Source organism: Nitrosospira sp. Is2 (assembly GCF_033095785.1).
In the GTDB taxonomy this organism is placed as follows: Bacteria; Pseudomonadota; Gammaproteobacteria; order Burkholderiales; family Nitrosomonadaceae; genus Nitrosospira.
Window position 1 is genome coordinate 2916191 of record NZ_CP137134.1, and the last position, 16606, is coordinate 2932796.

At 54.1% G+C, this 16606-nt stretch carries 16 protein-coding genes and 1 pseudogene; 15 read left to right on the forward strand and 2 right to left on the reverse strand.

Annotation, left to right across the window (positions count from 1 at the left end; all coding sequences use genetic code 11):
* Positions 1-388: 388 nt before the first annotated feature.
* Genes R5L00_RS12795 through R5L00_RS12805 form a run of 3 tightly spaced genes read left to right on the forward strand, consistent with a single transcriptional unit; the run spans position 389 to position 3833 of the window.
* Positions 389-1897: a HAMP domain-containing sensor histidine kinase gene (locus R5L00_RS12795; RefSeq protein WP_317652100.1), complete on the forward strand. Its 1509-nt coding sequence runs from the start codon at positions 389-391 to the stop codon at positions 1895-1897.
* A complete protein-coding gene (locus R5L00_RS12800) occupies positions 1890-2456 on the forward strand; it encodes a dihydrolipoamide acyltransferase (protein WP_317652102.1) in 567 nt (188 codons plus the stop codon). The genes R5L00_RS12795 and R5L00_RS12800 overlap by 8 nt, the downstream gene beginning before the upstream one ends.
* 15 nt (positions 2457-2471) lie before the next feature.
* Positions 2472-3833, forward strand: a complete 1362-nt coding sequence (locus tag R5L00_RS12805) for a sigma 54-interacting transcriptional regulator (RefSeq protein ID WP_317652104.1) — start codon at positions 2472-2474, stop codon at positions 3831-3833.
* A gap of 173 nt (positions 3834-4006) precedes the next feature.
* Here R5L00_RS12805 and R5L00_RS12810 read toward each other — a convergent pair whose 3' ends face one another.
* Together R5L00_RS12810 and R5L00_RS12815 are read right to left on the reverse strand one after the other, a co-directional pair.
* A complete protein-coding gene (locus R5L00_RS12810; RefSeq protein ID WP_317652106.1) occupies positions 4007-4627 on the reverse strand; it encodes a LodA/GoxA family CTQ-dependent oxidase in 621 nt (206 codons plus the stop codon).
* Entirely contained in the window at positions 4627-5583 is a 957-nt protein-coding gene (locus tag R5L00_RS12815; RefSeq protein WP_317652108.1) for a LodA/GoxA family CTQ-dependent oxidase, read from the reverse strand. Before R5L00_RS12815 ends, R5L00_RS12810 begins: the two co-directional genes overlap by 1 nt.
* Positions 5584-5934: 351 nt before the next feature.
* On the opposite strand from R5L00_RS12815, the gene R5L00_RS12820 reads away from it, so the two are divergent.
* The 12 genes and pseudogenes from R5L00_RS12820 to atpD all read left to right on the forward strand — a co-directional run bounded on the left by R5L00_RS12820 (position 5935) and on the right by atpD (position 16581).
* The gene (locus R5L00_RS12820; protein ID WP_317652110.1) at positions 5935-6615 is read left to right on the forward strand and encodes a dienelactone hydrolase family protein; all 681 of its coding nucleotides are present in this window, start codon (positions 5935-5937) and stop codon (positions 6613-6615) included.
* Positions 6616-6640: 25 nt separating this feature from the next.
* Positions 6641-8014, forward strand: a complete 1374-nt coding sequence (locus R5L00_RS12825; RefSeq protein ID WP_317652111.1) for an erythromycin esterase family protein — start codon at positions 6641-6643, stop codon at positions 8012-8014.
* Positions 8015-8311: 297 nt separating this feature from the next.
* Complete coding sequence (locus R5L00_RS12830; RefSeq protein ID WP_317652112.1) at positions 8312-9085, forward strand: Kazal-type serine protease inhibitor family protein; 774 nt, start codon at positions 8312-8314, stop codon at positions 9083-9085.
* A gap of 336 nt (positions 9086-9421) precedes the next feature.
* Positions 9422-9550 (forward strand): hypothetical protein, encoded by a 129-nt coding sequence (locus R5L00_RS12835; RefSeq protein ID WP_317652114.1) that lies wholly within the window; start codon positions 9422-9424, stop codon positions 9548-9550.
* A gap of 90 nt (positions 9551-9640) precedes the next feature.
* Positions 9641-10096 (forward strand): Hsp20/alpha crystallin family protein, encoded by a 456-nt coding sequence (locus R5L00_RS12840; protein ID WP_317652116.1) that lies wholly within the window; start codon positions 9641-9643, stop codon positions 10094-10096.
* Between the two features lie 345 nt (positions 10097-10441).
* Positions 10442-10891, forward strand: a complete 450-nt coding sequence (locus R5L00_RS12845; protein ID WP_317652118.1) for a CBS domain-containing protein — start codon at positions 10442-10444, stop codon at positions 10889-10891.
* Positions 10892-11048: 157 nt separating this feature from the next.
* Entirely contained in the window at positions 11049-11558 is a 510-nt protein-coding gene (locus tag R5L00_RS12850) for an Hsp20/alpha crystallin family protein (RefSeq protein ID WP_317652119.1), read from the forward strand.
* Between the two features lie 15 nt (positions 11559-11573).
* Positions 11574-12194: a YbhB/YbcL family Raf kinase inhibitor-like protein gene (locus tag R5L00_RS12855; RefSeq protein ID WP_317652121.1), complete on the forward strand. Its 621-nt coding sequence runs from the start codon at positions 11574-11576 to the stop codon at positions 12192-12194.
* A gap of 33 nt (positions 12195-12227) precedes the next feature.
* Complete coding sequence (locus R5L00_RS12860) at positions 12228-12989, forward strand: ligase-associated DNA damage response exonuclease (RefSeq protein ID WP_317652122.1); 762 nt, start codon at positions 12228-12230, stop codon at positions 12987-12989.
* Between the two features lie 9 nt (positions 12990-12998).
* Positions 12999-13265, forward strand: coding sequence for a hypothetical protein (locus R5L00_RS12865; protein WP_317652124.1), 267 nt, complete (start codon positions 12999-13001; stop codon positions 13263-13265).
* A complete protein-coding gene (locus R5L00_RS12870; RefSeq protein WP_317652126.1) occupies positions 13258-14889 on the forward strand; it encodes an ATP-dependent DNA ligase in 1632 nt (543 codons plus the stop codon). The genes R5L00_RS12865 and R5L00_RS12870 overlap by 8 nt, the downstream gene beginning before the upstream one ends.
* A 292-nt stretch (positions 14890-15181) precedes the next feature.
* Positions 15182-16581: pseudogene (gene atpD, locus R5L00_RS12875) on the forward strand (F0F1 ATP synthase subunit beta).
* Positions 16582-16606 lie beyond the last annotated feature (25 nt).

Below are 16606 nucleotides of genomic sequence, written 5' to 3' on the forward strand. Positions count from 1 at the left end.
CATGCGTCAAAATCAAAGAAAAAGTACCGGCGGTATCGGCTAGGACGGAGCCGGATGCGCATTATGCAAGTCTTGATAAATCGATAATGGAGTGTGTCCGAAATGGCGGGGATGTGGTTATGAATTCCCGCCGAAGCAAGGAGTTTCCGTCCAAGCACTATTGCAAACCCTACGTTGCGCCTGCTGGCAGCAAAAATTAAGATAACCGGAACGGATATGCGATCGAACAGCGGATTGAAAGAAGCGGGCAAAAGTTTCCGCCCTTCAGCGCGATTTCGACCAATTTTGCAACTCATCCGTTTTCTAACCGCTAAAGCATGAATTTCATAAGCGTGAACCCCCGGCCAGTAGACTTCGTCTCATGCTGGAGGGGCATCAAAGGAGATAAATGACCGCTCGCGCAGAGGCCGCAAGGCAGGAGTCCGCGTCTGGCGCAGGGTCGATGTTGCGCATGCGGCGTCATCCGCAATCTTTCCTTAAATTGATCCTGCTAGGCTTTGCGCTTGTAGGTCTGCCGCTCATCATCGCTCTCGTCAACAACGCGCTTTCCATTGACCGGCTTGCTGACCACAGCCGCAAAGCGGTTTACCAAGCCGCACAAATTGCACACAGCAGCCGGGCGCTGGCGGACGAAATCGCCACAATGGAACGGGCTGTGCGGCAAACGCACATCCTGCACGATACATCCCTACTGGAAGGCTATTTTCGCGCGCATAACAAATTCGAAACCACCGCAGCGAGCCTATTGGAGCTCTCCTTGCATGCTGAGCAGGAGCAATTGTTGACACAACTGCAATCATCTGAAGCTTCTATTTACCAGAAAGTCTCCGCTTTAAAACAGTCGCCTGAACAATTGCGCGATCTTATCGATAGCTTTGTGCTTCTGCGAGATTCCGCGCGCACCTTTGCTACGGTTGGTTATGCATTGATTGAACGGGAGGTCGACGAAATGCAGGACATGGCGGGGTACGCCCGATTTACCGTTGGGTGGCAGCTTCTGGCGCTTATTCCATTTGCAATTTTGCTGGCATTTGCTTTCTCGGTGCGGATAGCACGGCCTATCCGGCAGATTGATGAGGCGATACGCAATATGGGCCAGGGTGAACTCTCAAAAGTCATCCGCGTGGATGGACCGCAGGATCTGGTGTATTTCGGCGAGCGTTTGGACTGGATGCGGCGGCGACTGCTAAAGCTCGAAGAGCAGAAAACCCGATTTCTGCAACATGTTTCCCACGAACTCAAGACGCCGCTTACCGCCATGCGTGAAGGCGCCGATCTGCTTGCGGAAGGGGTGGTCGGGGATTTGACCGAAGAACAGCAGCGCATCGCGCGTATACTCCATAGCAATAGTGTTCAACTTCAGCGTCGTATCGAAGACTTGCTGAACTACAGCGCCCTCCAGGCCGAGAAGGCCGCGCTGGTGAAACAGAAAGCGAATCTGACTAAAATTCTGGATGCGGTGCTACAAGACCAGAACCTTATTATCATGAGCAAGGGCTTGAGAATGGAGCTGTCTGTCCCGGAGATCGTGATCGACTGCGACGAACAGAAAATAAAAATTATCTTGGACAATCTGTTATCGAACGCGGTGAAATTTTCGCCGCCGGGTGGCTGCATTCGTATTTGGACAAGTAAAACAGCCGAGCTGGCTCAGTTGGACATTGTGGATGCGGGCGCGGGCGTGGATGAAGCCGACCGCGAGAAAATATTCGAGCCTTTTTATCAGGGGCGGCGCGTGCTTGACAGCCACGTGAGGGGCACTGGACTGGGGCTTTCCATCGCGCGTGAGTATGCCCTTGCGCATGGGGGCAATATCGAGCTTGTCGCGCGAGTCGCTGTCGGCGCACACTTTCGTTTTACCTTGCCGATTCGTGATCCGGATGAAATTCATGAGTAGGCTTAACGGGAAATTCATCCTACTTTGCACGGCGATCTATATGACAGGGTCGCTGTTGACCGCCTGTTCGGCAACGCGGGAAAATTCGGCAACGCCGGAAAATCCAGCCACGGTGGCCCCGGCGCAGGCATCGGCGGAGACTGCTGTGACCGGGCAGATGGATGATATGATGCAGTATTACGAATCCCTGCGTAAGCAGTCTCCCGCGGATCTCGGCCGCGTGTACGAAAAAGTGAAGCAGAATTTTGCGCAAAATAAAAGCGATGTGAACCGCGCCAGACTGGTATTGCTTCTTATCTTGCCGAACAGCTCCTTTCGCGACTTACATTCGGCTATCAATCTTCTCAATGAGTGGCCGCGGGATACGAAGACCACTACGAGTTTGCAAAGCTTCCGAAACCTGTTGGCGAGTCTGCTGGGAGAACAACAGCGTGTAAACCACGGAATGGAAGAGTTGTCGCAAAAACTTAAAGACGAGCAGAAACGCGTAGAAACCCTGCAAAGTCAAATCGATGCCATAAAAAGCATGGAAAAAAACCTTATTCTTAGAGAACCTTGAAAAAGCGCTCGCAAGATGCCTGATACGAAGCCAAAAATCCTTATTGTTGATGACGATACAGATCTGCTTGAATTACTCGTGATTCGGCTAAACGCTGCCGGATATAAAACAGAGGCTGTGCAAAGCGCGGAGGCAGCGCTCAACTATCTGGACGTGGCGCGGCCACAACTGGTCATCAGTGATATGCAGATGAGCGGCATGGATGGCATGCAGTTATTCGACCACATCCATCGTACGTTACCCACGTTGCCGGTGATCATATTAACAGCGCACGGGACGATACCAGATGCCGTGGCAGCGGTGCAGCGGGGGGTGTTTGGGTATCTGGCTAAACCTTTTGACAGCAAGACGCTGTTATCCAACATTAGCCAAGCCCTGCGGCTTGTCCCGGGAGGCAACCAGCAAAAAGAAGCTCCGCAGGCATCGTGGAGGAAAAATATCATTACCCAAAGCGCGGTGATGGAGGATCTGCTGACCAAAGCGGGGCTGGTTGCGGAAGGCGATGCAAGTGTACTGATCTATGGCGAAAGTGGCGTCGGCAAAGAATTATTTGCTCATGCGATCCATGATGCGTCCAAACGCTGCCATCATCCGTTTGTGGCTATCAATTGCGCAGCCATTCCGGAACAATTACTTGAATCGGAACTTTTCGGTCATGTCAAAGGCGCATTTACAGGCGCGGTCCGAGATCACAAGGGGTTGTTCCAGCTAGCCGAGGGGGGGACAGTATTTCTCGACGAAATCGGGGATATGCCGCTTTTGCTCCAGGTCAAGTTGTTGCGAGTCCTACAGGAAAGGCAGGTTCGCCCAGTTGGATCCACTCAAGCGATGACGGTGGATGTGCGCATTATTTCTGCCACGCACCGGGACCTTAAGGCGGAAATTGCGGCCACCACCTTTCGCGAAGACCTGTATTACAGGTTGGATGTGGTTGCGTTGACAATTCCGGCATTGTCACAAAGGCGCGAGGACATCCCCTTGCTCACGAATTATTTTCTCAGCACGTTTTCAGAAAAGTACAATAAAAATATTAACGGATTCGCTCCCGAGGCGATGGAAATGTTGGTAAGCGCCTCCTGGCCCGGAAACGTGAGACAACTTATGAACGTGGTCGAGCGATGCGTTGCCTTGAGTACGGCTCCTCTTATTTCGCCTGTATTGGTGTATGACGCAATGCACCATGAAGAAGAGCACCTCGTGTCCTTCGAAGACGCACGCAAGAGCTTTGAAAGGGATTACCTGGTACGCGTGCTGAAGATTACGGGGGGCAATGTCACGCAGGCCGCGCGGCTCGCCAAACGCAATCGTACAGAATTTTATAAGCTGCTCCAGAGATACCAGCTCGACCCTTCCGTTTTCAAGCAGGCGCAGGGTTAACTTCAAGCGCCGATGCCTTCCGAGGTAGCCCGACGGGTTACGCTTGCCGAAATCATCTCGATTATGCCGTCCCCGGGGTTCGATCTTTAATCATGGCTCAGGCTTTATGCTTGTCCAGAGCCTCGCAATCGTTCCCGTCCTCCAGGCCCGCTGGCAACAACGTCTTCATTCAATCAGGATACGCCCCGAATCGGGTTGCGCTCATCCTCGATGAATTTATCACCCTTTTTTACGACAAAGCCCAGCTCTGTCCACCATCTCACCATATCGTGATACCCGTCGTCACCGTCACGAATGCCGCGAGAGAAGGGCTGAATCCCGGCTGCAGTAATCACATCTACCGGCCGCTGGGCCGGCCGCCATAACTGGCCGCATGCGGAAAAATCGGCTTGCCAGGGAAGCGCCATGCGCTCAGTCAGAAAGCCTGGCGGAAGGGTATGTTTGATACGGAATGGCGATTCATAGGTCGCCGCCTGCGCGATCACGTAAGTAACCTCAATCCCCGGGAAGAACGGTGCACCGATACAGCCTTCCAGAGCTGCTCGGGTCAGTGCGTCCGGTTGTTGATCGAGCGAGAGCTCGTCCAAAGGAACGGGTGTGGGTTCGGTTACCCAGTCGGCATAAAAATCGCCCTGTGACCATTTTTCCATCATTGCATGCTGGTAGCTTGTCAGCGCCGCAAACTCGCCTTGTAGCGGATTGTCCGGATCAAGCCCACTATACACGTATGGCATATTACTCTGGCCAAATGCTGGAGGGGCGGAGTTCGGATGAACGTTGGTGTTGGGTTTCATCAACTTGTTGAAAACGCCTTGCCGGACCGCCCTGGAATCGGCGATTTGTCCGCCAGCCTGATCAGTCGTGCAGGAGTCAGGAAGTTTCCAGAGACGCCGTGGTGGCGGTTGCTCTGCTCAACCACCCATGATATCAATACGGTACGCTTCAGTATCGGATAGATATCGCGAGTGAACGAGGGTACTTTTTTCATGAGATGCGGGGAAAAAGTCCGCGCGTTTACACTCAGCGCCTGGTCATACCATGTGGTTACGTTCTCAATGCCGGCCGCATACGACGGAGGGGCGATCACCACCCACGCGCCACCTTCCGCGAGGATTGGTTCGTTATCCGTGACCTCTACCACAGCATTTACGGGACCATCGGAGACACCGTCGTACCAGCCGTCATTGTTGGCAAAATTATTCAGGCCGCTACCGATTGGGGAACTCGATTTACCGGGACCCCCGACCACGATCAGGCGCCCCTTCTTATCGGTGAGTATACGGCCGAGTACGCCCCTTTTACTCCCTTCAACATTTCCATTCAGAATGAAATGGATATCCCCGCTGAGCGTGAGAGGTGGTTTGTTCTTTCCCGACCGGGTTTGCGCGCCCGCGTCGATGACCAACCCGGCCCGGTCGTAGCCTTCATTTCGATGTGGCGCCGATGGGCCTCCCGGAGGAAACTGAGCCGCGGCCGCTTTGCGATTGACGAGGTGCACGCTCCACTTGATATGGGTTTTCTCATCTGGAGTCACCTCTCGCTCAAGCGTTTCTTCACCAAACTCATCGCGTGTGAATTGATAGACTCGAAATCGGGCTGCTTGCGGCTTAATTTTTCCTGGGGATGAATCGTCGCGGTAAGGTTTATCCGAGACAACCCCCGGAGATTCAGGACCGACAAAATAACTTGCCTCGCTGTTTCCTATCCGGGCAATTCCTATAGACGGATAGATCCGATAGATCGTTTTCATCGGTATTTTTTCTCCTCTCCCTTCGGGGCGCTTGGAAAATTTCCTGTAGATATTACTTTAGCTCATCAGGAATTGACTAAGTTATTGCCGCTCCTGCCCCCTCTTTTAATAAATGTAGTGGAAGCGGGAAATGTTCGGAAGCGAACGGAAGCACATGGAATTTCTGCGAAACTGGTGACTAAAGTGCAACTGCACGAGGCACGGTTTTGCGAGGTGATGGAAGGGTCATTGCGGAACAAGGAGCGCCTTCCCGCGACATGCCGGCCGGGGATGCCACAACTTCAACGCAGCGCTATCGCTGGCAACCGATTGTTAATGACCTAAAACTGAAATGCGATTCCGAGGGACCATATGCGAACCAATCACACCAGCGAACTTATTCCAGAAACACGGGCGGTGCAAATCCCTGCCGCGGGCGTAGTATTGAACGCCGACTTGACCATTCCTGAGGGCGCCGTAGCAATTGTTGCGTTCGCACATGGCAGCGGGAGCAGTCGTCACAGCAGCCGAAACCGATATGTCGCGAAAACGCTCAACGGGTACAAGTTTGCCACGTTGCTCGCTGATCTGCTGACAGAAGAGGAGGAAATTATCGATGAGCGAACCCGGCATTTGCGCTTTGACATTCCAATGCTGGCAGACCGGTTGATCGATATTGCGACATGGTTGCAACGTGAGCCGCAAACCAAAGATTTCAAGATTGGCTGGTTCGGGGCCAGTACCGGAGCCGCCGCCGCGCTGATCGCGGCAGCCCGGCGGCCCGAGAATGTCATCGCTGTGGTTTCGAGAGGCGGGCGCCCGGACTTGGCCGGGAGCTATTTATCTCAAGTTATAGCCCCCGTCCTTCTTATAGTAGGGGAAAACGATCTTGAAGTGCTCGAACTGAATAAATCGGCGCTGGCACAACTGAATACCGAAGCGAGGTTGGAAAGCGTGCCGAACGCCACGCATCTATTCGAAGAGCCGGGCACACTTGCGGCAGCCGCCCTTCTGGCCGCCGAGTGGTTCCAAGTCTACTCTTCGCCCATATAAGGCGAATACCGGAGCGGTTAATGATATGCGAAGTCTCAATGAACGTCAAAAACTGATTGATGTGCTGGAACGGGCTGCGCAGCCTCTTCAAGGCGCAGGCAATGATTTCCTTGCGTTGATCAACGCCGCAAAAAATAAAAAGTTCGTTTTGCTCGGCGAAGCGACGCATGGCACGGCGGAGTTTTATCGGATCCGCGCTGAAATTACCCAGTCCCTCATCGTTGAAGAGGGGTTCGACGCAGTCGCGGTCGAGGCCGACTGGCCGGACGCGTACCGGGTTAACCGTTACGTATTCGGCAGCTCCGATGATGCGGAAGCTGATGCGGCTCTGTCGAATTTTGAACGCTTTCCTGTGTGGATGTGGCGCAATACCGAAGTACTGGCCTTCGTTACCTGGCTGCGCAGTTACAACCAGCAAACGAAAAAATTTAAAGATCGAATGGAATCTGCTGCGGAACCTATAGGGTTTTATGGCCTTGATTTGTACAGCATGACAACCTCGATGAGCGCGGTCCTGGCCTACCTCGAAAGAATCGATCCGCAGGAGGCCGCGGCGGCCCGTGCGCGTTATGGCTGTTTTGGCCAGTTCATTGCGAATCCCCAGGCTTACGGATATGCAATCGCATCCGGCAGATGGGATTCATGCGAACGGGAAGTGATCACCCAGCTCGTTCAGTTGCAACGCAAGGGTCGACTCTATGTTAAAAGGGATGGCGCTTTTGCCGGAAACGAGTATTTTTCAGCGCAGCAGAATGCCGAGCTGGTAAAAAATGCCGAGGAATACTACCGCGCCATGTTCAGGGGACGCCCGAACACATGGAACCTGCGTGATAACCATATGTTTGAAACGCTGGAGAAACTTTCGAATTATCTGGAAACCCGGCTGGGACGGCCCTCCCGGGTGATTGTCTGGGCACATAATTCCCATCTCGGCAATGCTGAGGCGACCGATATGGGGCGACGCGGCGAGTTCAATATCGGCCAGCTGATCAGAGAAAAGTATGGGGCCGAGGCGCTTCATGTCGGGTTTTCCACCAGCCGCGGCGAGGTGACAGCAGCAACGGATTGGGATGGGCCGGCGGAAACCAAGAAGATCCGGGATCCATTGCCGGACAGTTACGAAGACGTCTTCTCCCAACTCGAAAAAAAACGTTTCTTTTTGGACCTTCGCGCCCCGCGTGAAGCTGTTGGGCTGTTAAGCGACGAAAGGCTGCAGCGGGCGATAGGGGTTATCTACCGCCCCGAGACCGAGCGCGTCAGCCACTACTTCTATTCCTCCCTGCCACGGCAATTTGACTTCATGATCCATATCGATAGAACGGAAGCTGTGCAGCCGCTTCCGTCTTTCGTCCATGAAAGAGCGGGCGAAATTGACGAAACCTATCCGTCCGGTTTGTAAATCTACCGACAATGCGGCGGCCGGCTGCCTGATGAACGCTATGCTCAAGGGAAACTCGCCCGGTTGGGCCTGGCAGCCATACGCGTTATTGGCTCTGGACTCTTCCACTCTTATTCGAACGACCGTGGGACGGTTCCGTCCGTGTCGAATCTCGAAGGCCAATTGCGATCTAGGATGGATATTCTTGCTTTCCGAATAATGTTATCTATATTTCAGAAATAGCTGCAAAACGTCCTTGCCAGCGCTACATCTGCCAAGCTCAAGCGCATGACCATACATTATGAGATGGGAGAGAAAATGAATAAAGTAAATAATCTTATGATCGCAGCAATCCTGTTTTACGCCGGGACTGCCTGGGCCGAGCATCGTGAAGGCCATGTTGACTCTCCAAATCGTGCCGTAAATATTACCTTAGGTAGTACCGGTGTGGCGCTGGATGTTGCTGCATTGCGCGCGATCCGCAAGCTGGTTGGCCAGGCAATCTCCGTCGATACCGTAGACACCTTTTCCGTCTATAGTCCCAGGGTCGGCGGGCCTGTACCGATAGAAGGCGGCCTGATTGCGTGCGCAGAAGCTGGTTTCGCCTCGACGCCGCACAACTTCACCCATTTCGTCGACCGATTGCGGGACATTCGCCCTAAGGCAGGGACCTTCCTCAATGTGGAACTCACGGATCAGTGCAAGGCCATTGATGCCGGTATGCCTCTTGCGTGCGGTGGAATTGCGGGCACGGCATGCACCGATGCGAAGCAGTATTGCGACTTCGGTAAGGGCAAATGCAAAATGCCTGACGCGCAAGGCATGTGCAAGACCAAGCCCACCATTTGCACGCGAGAATTTCGGCCGGTTTGCGGGTGTGATGGGAAAACCTACGGGAACGCATGCACCGCGGCAGCAGCGGGAGTTTCTGTCGAGTATGAGGGCGAATGCAGAAAACCGGAACAGCAAGCTTGCGGCGGTATCGCCGGCATTCGGTGCCCGCAGGGGAAGGTTTGTGTGGATGATCCCGCGGACGACTGCGACCCTAAACGCGGCGGCGCCGACTGTCCGGGGATATGCGAGGGTCGATAGTTGGTAAGCGGATGCTGCCCTGTGGTTCCCACGTTTTCGTCAACATAAATGTTAAATAGCGCACAGAGATGACCGTGATGCGGTGTTAAAAATCCGTGGCTTCAACCGTTAGAGAAAATGTGCAGCTGGCCTCAGCAGTGCCGCACACCCGATCAACTAATAATTAAAGGCGCAATTTTGGATAGCAGGTCCTCAAGCAAACCCGACGTAAGGGTTAAAAAAAGCAAGCTAAGCAGCAACGGCAGTGTTGAACAAATCCATGAGTCGATGTCAAGCGGGTTAATAGCGGCGCCGTCTCCTGTCACAGTCAGGCTGGAACGTAGAAAGGGCCATCAAATGATTTCCACCGCAACTTATTACCGGGCTGAGCGGCGGCGTTCTTATGGTTATGCACCTGATGAAACCGACGATTGGCTCGTGGGTGAAGTCGAAGCAGATGGTGGGCTAACGGAAGGGGATGTGTGACAACCCGGCGTTCCGCCAGTTGGCCCCGTCTGAGCAATCCGTAACTGGTGAGGTACGCAAATGTAATTTTTCTTTAAAGGAGAAAACAGCATGGCAAATATTGTTCGCCGTTCCCCTACTCTAGGTGATATCGCCCGCTATGACCCGTTCGCCAATATTGATGACTTGTTCAGGAGTTTTGGCATGCGCCCGTTGTCGATCGAGGGTGAGGCTCCGACAATCAAGGTCGATATAACCGAAGACGACAAGGCCTATAAGGTGCGAGCGGAAATCCCGGGTGTGAAGAAAGAAGACGTCAAGGTGCAGGTCGAAGGAAATCGGGTTACGATCAGTTGCGAGACCAAGCAGGAAAAAGAGGAAAAAGAGGAAAAAGAAGGCGAAAGAACAATTGCCCGTGAAATTTACCAAGGATCGAGCTACCGGAGCTTCACGCTGGCGAGCGAGGTGGATGAGACCAAGGCCGAGGCAAAATATGAGAATGGCATACTAGAGCTGACGCTTCCAAAGAAGGAGGGGACAAGCGCCAGACGGATTGAGGTCAAGTAGCGCTAATAAATCCTAAATGCGGGGAGCGAGGTACAGCAGGTTTATCATTGTTTCCAACGGTTCAGCCTGCTGCAACTTGCGCCCTTCAAGTGCTGACTCGGTGGTCTTATGGATTAACCGAGTCCGCCTTAAAGCAATCGTATTCCGATTATCTTCCGCTTCAGAGGCAAGGTGAACTGTGAGTCGCCCGTTGGGTGCCAAACTGATAATTGCGGTTCTCCGACTTCAAGCGCTTGATTTTAACTGCCTGTACAGGCAGACGACAGGCACTCAAGGCCCGTCCCATAGCTGCCCGAGTACTTTTATCGCCTGTATCCGAACGTGTAACCCTTAGTGGAGAGCATTATGCCTATCGGTGAAGTTTGTAACCGCAACGTGATCATTTCGGGCCGGGAGGATACTGTCGCGGATGCAGCCAAACTCATGCGCGAGCATCACGTTGGCGATGTGGTCGTTGTTGATGACCGTGACGGTCGGCGGTTCCCAGTCGGAATTGTTACCGACCGGGATCTGGTGGTAGAGATCATGGCGACCGAGCTCGACCAGAAGGTCATTACGGTTGGCGATATCATGTTTGAGGAACTGGTTACGGTGAAGGAAAGCGTAGGTGTATTCGAGGCGATCCAATACATGCGCAGTAAGGCCGTCAGGCGCCTCCCTGTAGTGGATGAAAGTGGCGCCCTAGTGGGCCTGTTGACACTGGACGACTTGCTGGAACTGTTGGCGGAAGAGTTTTTGGCGATTTCGAAACTGGTTACATATCAACGCCAAAAGGAAACGCAGCGACGGCCCTAGAATGCGTACGTCCTGCTCCGTACTTCCCGTGACCATAGCCCGCTTTGTACCGGGCGGAGAATCACGGGTCTGTGCCGTCCCCGGCAGAGTTTTTTCTGGTCATGCGATTTTCCAAGGGGCGCGGCGGTTTGTTTAAAAACGATAAAGGAGCTTGCTCATGTTGGATTCATTAAAACAGGCTAAGAAAAATCTCAGCCGAGGGTTAAACCGGACATTGGATCACATCGCGGAAGGATGGCGCGAACTGGTCCATCGCAGCAGCGATGCGTTAACCCACTTTACCCACGGTAAGCGTGAGGTAGCCACGGCAGCAGATCGGTATCCGGTTTTTCCAAACTGGAGCCTGCTTGCAGGAGAGGTCGAGGAAACGGATAAAGAGATTGTAGTGCGAGTAGAGGCGCCAGGCATGGAAAAGGAGGACTTTGAGGTTACGGTCGACGGCAATATGCTTTATCTCAAAGGTGAAAAGCGCTTCGAGCGGGCTACCAACGACAGCACTTATCATATGATGGAGCGCGCATACGGGTGGTTTCAACGCGCCATTCCGCTACCGGGCGAGGTGCCAGGGGACAAAGCGGAGGCGAGCTACACGAATGGCGTGTTGACGGTTCGGCTGCCAAAGCTTGAAGGCGTGAAAGGCCGGATAATTCCATTATTTGACAAATAGCAAATAGCGTTCGTGATGAGCACAAGGCTGAGTTACTACTTGCAGGCACGAGTTGCTGTCCTGTCGGTAATCGCTCTCGTCTGCTGCGTGGCTGAAGCGGCGGAAAGCAACCCGCTTCGAGACCGGCAGGAAACAAAGCAGAAAAAGGAGAAAACATTCATGCCCATGAGCATCATATCTTCCTCGTTTCCTCACAATGGCGTCATCCCGACCCGCCATACTTGCGAGGGGCACGATGCGTCACCAGAGTTGCTCTTGACAGACGTTCCTGCCGGCACAAAAAGTCTGGCTTTAATCGTGGATGACCCCGACGCTCCTGATCCCGCTGCGCCCAAGAGAGTGTGGGTGCATTGGGTGTTGTACAATATTTTACCTACCAGCAGCGGATTGCCCGAGGGAATCGCAACAGAGGACCTGCCGCCCGGAACGCAGGAGGGCCTCAACGACTGGCAGCGGACGGGCTATGGCGGGCCCTGTCCACCAATAGGTAATCACCGATATTTTTTCAAGCTTTACGCGCTCGACACCGTGTTGCCGGATTTGAAGCGACCGACCAAGGCAAAGCTGGAGGAGGCGATGCGAGGTCATATTATAGCAACGGCCGAACTGATCGGACTCTATCAGAAGCAGCATTAGCATTGATCAGGTTTATGGCGGGAACGGGTGCAAATGGCCGATCTGGTGGTGGCGACAAAAGAGGGTCTGTTTTGCGTGCCAGGGAAGTTTTACATCGACCCGTGGCTACCAGTCGAGCGAGCCATTGTCACACACGCGCATGCGGACCATGCGCGCCCTGGTCACGCTCATTATCTTACTGCGTCGCCAGGCGCGGAGGTCCTCAAATCCCGGCTAGGCAACATCACGCTCGAGGCGCTGCCGTACGGCAAGAAAATTATCCACAATGGGGTAACGGTTTCCCTTCATCCGGCCGGTCACGTTCTGGGTTCCGCGCAGGTGCGTCTGGAATATCGGGGCGAAGTATGGGTTGCTTCGGGCGATTACAAACTGGAGCCCGATGGCACCTGTGACGCCTTTGAGCCTGTCGCCTGCGATACATTTATTACCGAATCGACTTTCGGTCTGCCGATTTACCGCTGGGATGCTCAAATAACGGTTTTTGACGATATTTGCCGGTGGTGGCGGCGCAATGCCGAAGAAGGGCGCACGAGCGTGCTGTTTTGCTACGCTTTCGGGAAAGCGCAACGTATCTTGAATGGTATCGACAGTACCATCGGTCCGATCATCTGCCATGGCGCTACTGCTACACTCAACCGTGTTTATCGCGAGAGCGGCGTGGCGTTGCCCTCCACGCTGAGCGTGCATGATGTAAGCGCAAAGGAAGTTTTTCGCAAGGCGCTGGTAATTGCACCCCCCTCAGCCGCGGGCTCCCCCTGGATGCGGCGGTTCGGCGACTATAGCGACGCTTTTTGAAGCGGATGGATGCTATTACGCGGAGCCCGGCGGCGCCGCGCGGTGGATCGGGGCTTCGTCCTTTCCGACCACGCAGACTGGCCGGGTTTAATGCATGCGATTGGGGCGACCGGCGCAACGCGTGTGATTGTCACGCATGGTCATGTTGACGTTATGGTGCGCTGGCTGCTGGAAAGGGGGTTGGACGCCAGCGCTTTTAGTACCGAGTATGGCACAGACGAAGATGATAATGTCGCCCTGAACGAAGCCATTGCGTTCAAGGAAAGCCATGCGTGAATTTGCTCGACTTTATGGTGACCTGGATGCGACAACTTCAACTTCCCGCAAGCTCGACGCCTTAAAAAAATATTTCAATGCCAGTGAGTCCGCGAACGCCGCCTGGGCAGTTTATTTTCGAGCGGGGGGAAAACCGCGCCAAGCCGTTTCAACCAAGCTCTTGCGGCAGTTTTCAACGGAAATGTCTGGTATTTCGGAATGGCTTTTCGATGAATGCTATCTGGCGGTGGGGGATCTGGCGGAAGCAATTTCACTTATCCTGCCGCCACCGGAATATGAAAGTAACATAGGGCTCGCCGCGTGGATGGAAGAGCGTATCCTTCCATTGCGTGGCGAACAGCCCGAAAAAATCCGCGTCGCACTGTTCGATTATTGGCGTGGACTTGACAGGCAAGCGCGTTTTCTGTTGATCAAGTTGATAAGTGGGGGTTTCCGCGTCGGCGTATCCAAGTTGCTGGTGATACGCGCACTTAGCGAACTCAGCGGTGTTGATCACAAAATCATCGCGCAGCGGATGATGGGATGGACGGATGGCCAGGTTCCACCCATCGCAGAAAGCTACCAGAAGCTGATCACGGCGCAGCCGGCGTTTGAGCAGAATACCACGCAAGGGGGCCAACCTTATCCGTTTTTTCTATCCCATCCCTTGCAAACCAACCCGCGAACTCTGGGTGATATACGGTCGTGGCATGCCGAATGGAAGTATGACGGGATTCGCGCCCAATTGGTGCAACGCAGCCATCAATGCTATCTGTGGTCGCGCGGGGAGGAGTTGATCACGGATCGTTTCCCTGAAATCGGAGGTATTTCTCTTCCGGATGGCACGGTCATCGACGGCGAAATTCTGATATGGAAAAACGGTAGATCCGGTTCTTTCGCTGACCTGCAAAGGCGGATCGGCCGCAAAACGTTGTCATCCAAAATATTGGATGAGCTTCCCGCAGTACTCATTGCCTTCGATTTACTGGAGCATGAGGGCCGCGATATCCGGCACGTGGTTCAATTGGAGCGCCGCGCCCGGCTGGATGAGATTGTGCGGCGCCACGGGACTTCCGTTTTGATGCTTTCCCCGCTGATCGATGCGCCCGATTGGCGGACGCTCGAAGTCATCCGGGATAGTTCCCGCGCGCGGGGCGTTGAAGGTCTGATGCTCAAATCGACTGGTGCGCAATATGGGGTGGGCCGCACCAAAGAGAGTGGTGCATGGTGGAAGTGGAAGCTCGATCCTTACACGGTAGATGCGGTGCTCGTTTACGCGCAGAAGGGGCACGGCCGACGCGCATCGCTTTATACAGATTACACGTTCGCGGTGTGGAGCGACAGCCCCGACAGCGGACGGAAACTTGTGCCGTTCGCGAAAGCGTATTCCGGCCTGACTGACCGTGAAATCGCCCAGGTGGATGCGGTAATTCGCAAGACCACCGTAGAGAAATTTGGCCCGGTTCGAAGTGTAACGCCTACGATGGTGTTCGAGATCGGATTTGAAGGGATTGCCAAATCATCACGCCATAAATCAGGTATCGCGGTTCGTTTTCCTCGCATGCTACGCATGCGCGACGACAAAAAGATCGACCAAGCCGATACTCTGGATACCCTGAACGCAATGATAAAAAATCACGGATGAGGTTACCTGCGATTTCGTCCCACGCTAGCGGCTTGCAACGTTATTTTTTTCTGACTTGGGCCTGCACCTGAACTTCTCTTCAAAGTTAATCCCATAACAACATGGTTAAGCAGTTGAGACACGCAGCTGCGAATGTTCAGGGGGTACGATCCACGGATCCGCGAACAACCCATCGCCAAGCGGCGCGAAAGCACATTATATCGCCGCCTGGCGTCGTGCTGCGTCTGAACTATACTAAAAGGAGTATAGCTAAGGATGGCAAGCGGGTTAATCCCAGCTCTGCCAGGAGAACATGGATAATGCACCCGCTTATGCGCAATGTGGTTCGGTTGTCTCAGTACGCGGCGGTATTGTGGATGTCCGGTTTGGAAGCCGCGTTCCACCCATTCACTCGTTACTGCGCGCAGGCAAGCAGGATACGTCATCGAAATCTTATCCCAGCTCGACGAGCATTGCGTTCGCGGCATAGCACTGACAGCCACGCAGGGTCTGGCCAGGGGCATGCCGGTTACAGATACGCATGGGCCGCTCATGGTGCCGGTAGGCAGCGCCACGCTGTCGCGCATGTTTGACGTCTTCGGTAACGCGATTGACCGTCTTCCCCCCCCGGTAGGGGTCCGGTGGCGTTCTGCGCATCATGCACCGCCTCCTCTGGTACGGAGGTCAGCAAAAGCGGAGATGTTTGAGACCGGTATCAAGGCCATTGATGTGCTTATGCCGCTGGAACGTGGCGGGAAAGCCGGCCTTCTCGGCGGAGCCGGCGTGGGTAAGACAATATTACTCACCGAAATGATCCACAACGTGGCTGGGAAGCATCAAGGCGTCAGCATTTTTTGCGGTATAGGCGAACGCTGCCGGGAGGGCGAGGAACTTTACCGGGACGTGGTGGCTGCCGGCGTACTGCAAAGCATGGTAATGGTATTCGGACAGATGAATGAACCGCCGGGCGCCCGGTTTCGGGTTGCCCATGCGGCACTCACAATGGCCGAGTATTTTCGGGATGACGAGCACCGGGATGTATTGCTGTTGGTGGATAATATTTTCCGATTTATCCAGGCGGGAATGGAGGTTTCCGGGTTGATGGGACAGATGCCGTCGCGGCTGGGATATCAGCCGACCATGAGCACAGAACTCGCCCAGCTGGAAGAACGCATTGCAAGTACCGATACCGGTGCGATCACCTCGATTCAAGCCGTGTATGTGCCTGCAGATGACTTTACCGACCCGGCTGCAGTACACACATTTTCTCACCTTTCGGCTTCAATTGTGCTTTCGCGTAAACGCGCGAGCGAGGGGTTTTATCCGGCTATCGATCCATTGAAGTCCAGTTCTAAAATGGCTACCCCACGCATTATCGGTCGGCGGCATTATGGGATTGCACAGGAGATCCGGCGCACACTCGCACAGTACGCTGAACTCAAGGACATCATTGCCATGCTTGGGCTTGAGCAGTTATCGCTCGAAGACCGCAAGGTGGTGGCCCGTGCCCGTCGGCTGGAGCGTTTTCTTACGCAGCCATTTTTTACAACCGAACGGTTTACAGGCATCAAGGGAAAGCTGGTCGGCCTCAAGGACGCGCTTGAGGGTTGCGAGCGTATCCTGGGCGACGAATTCCAGGACGTTCCAGAGCGGGCGTTGTACATGATCGGGAGGATAGACGAGGTGAAAAAAGCGGATCCCCAGCTGCAGTAGGGATTGTGCAACCATTTCGGAGCAG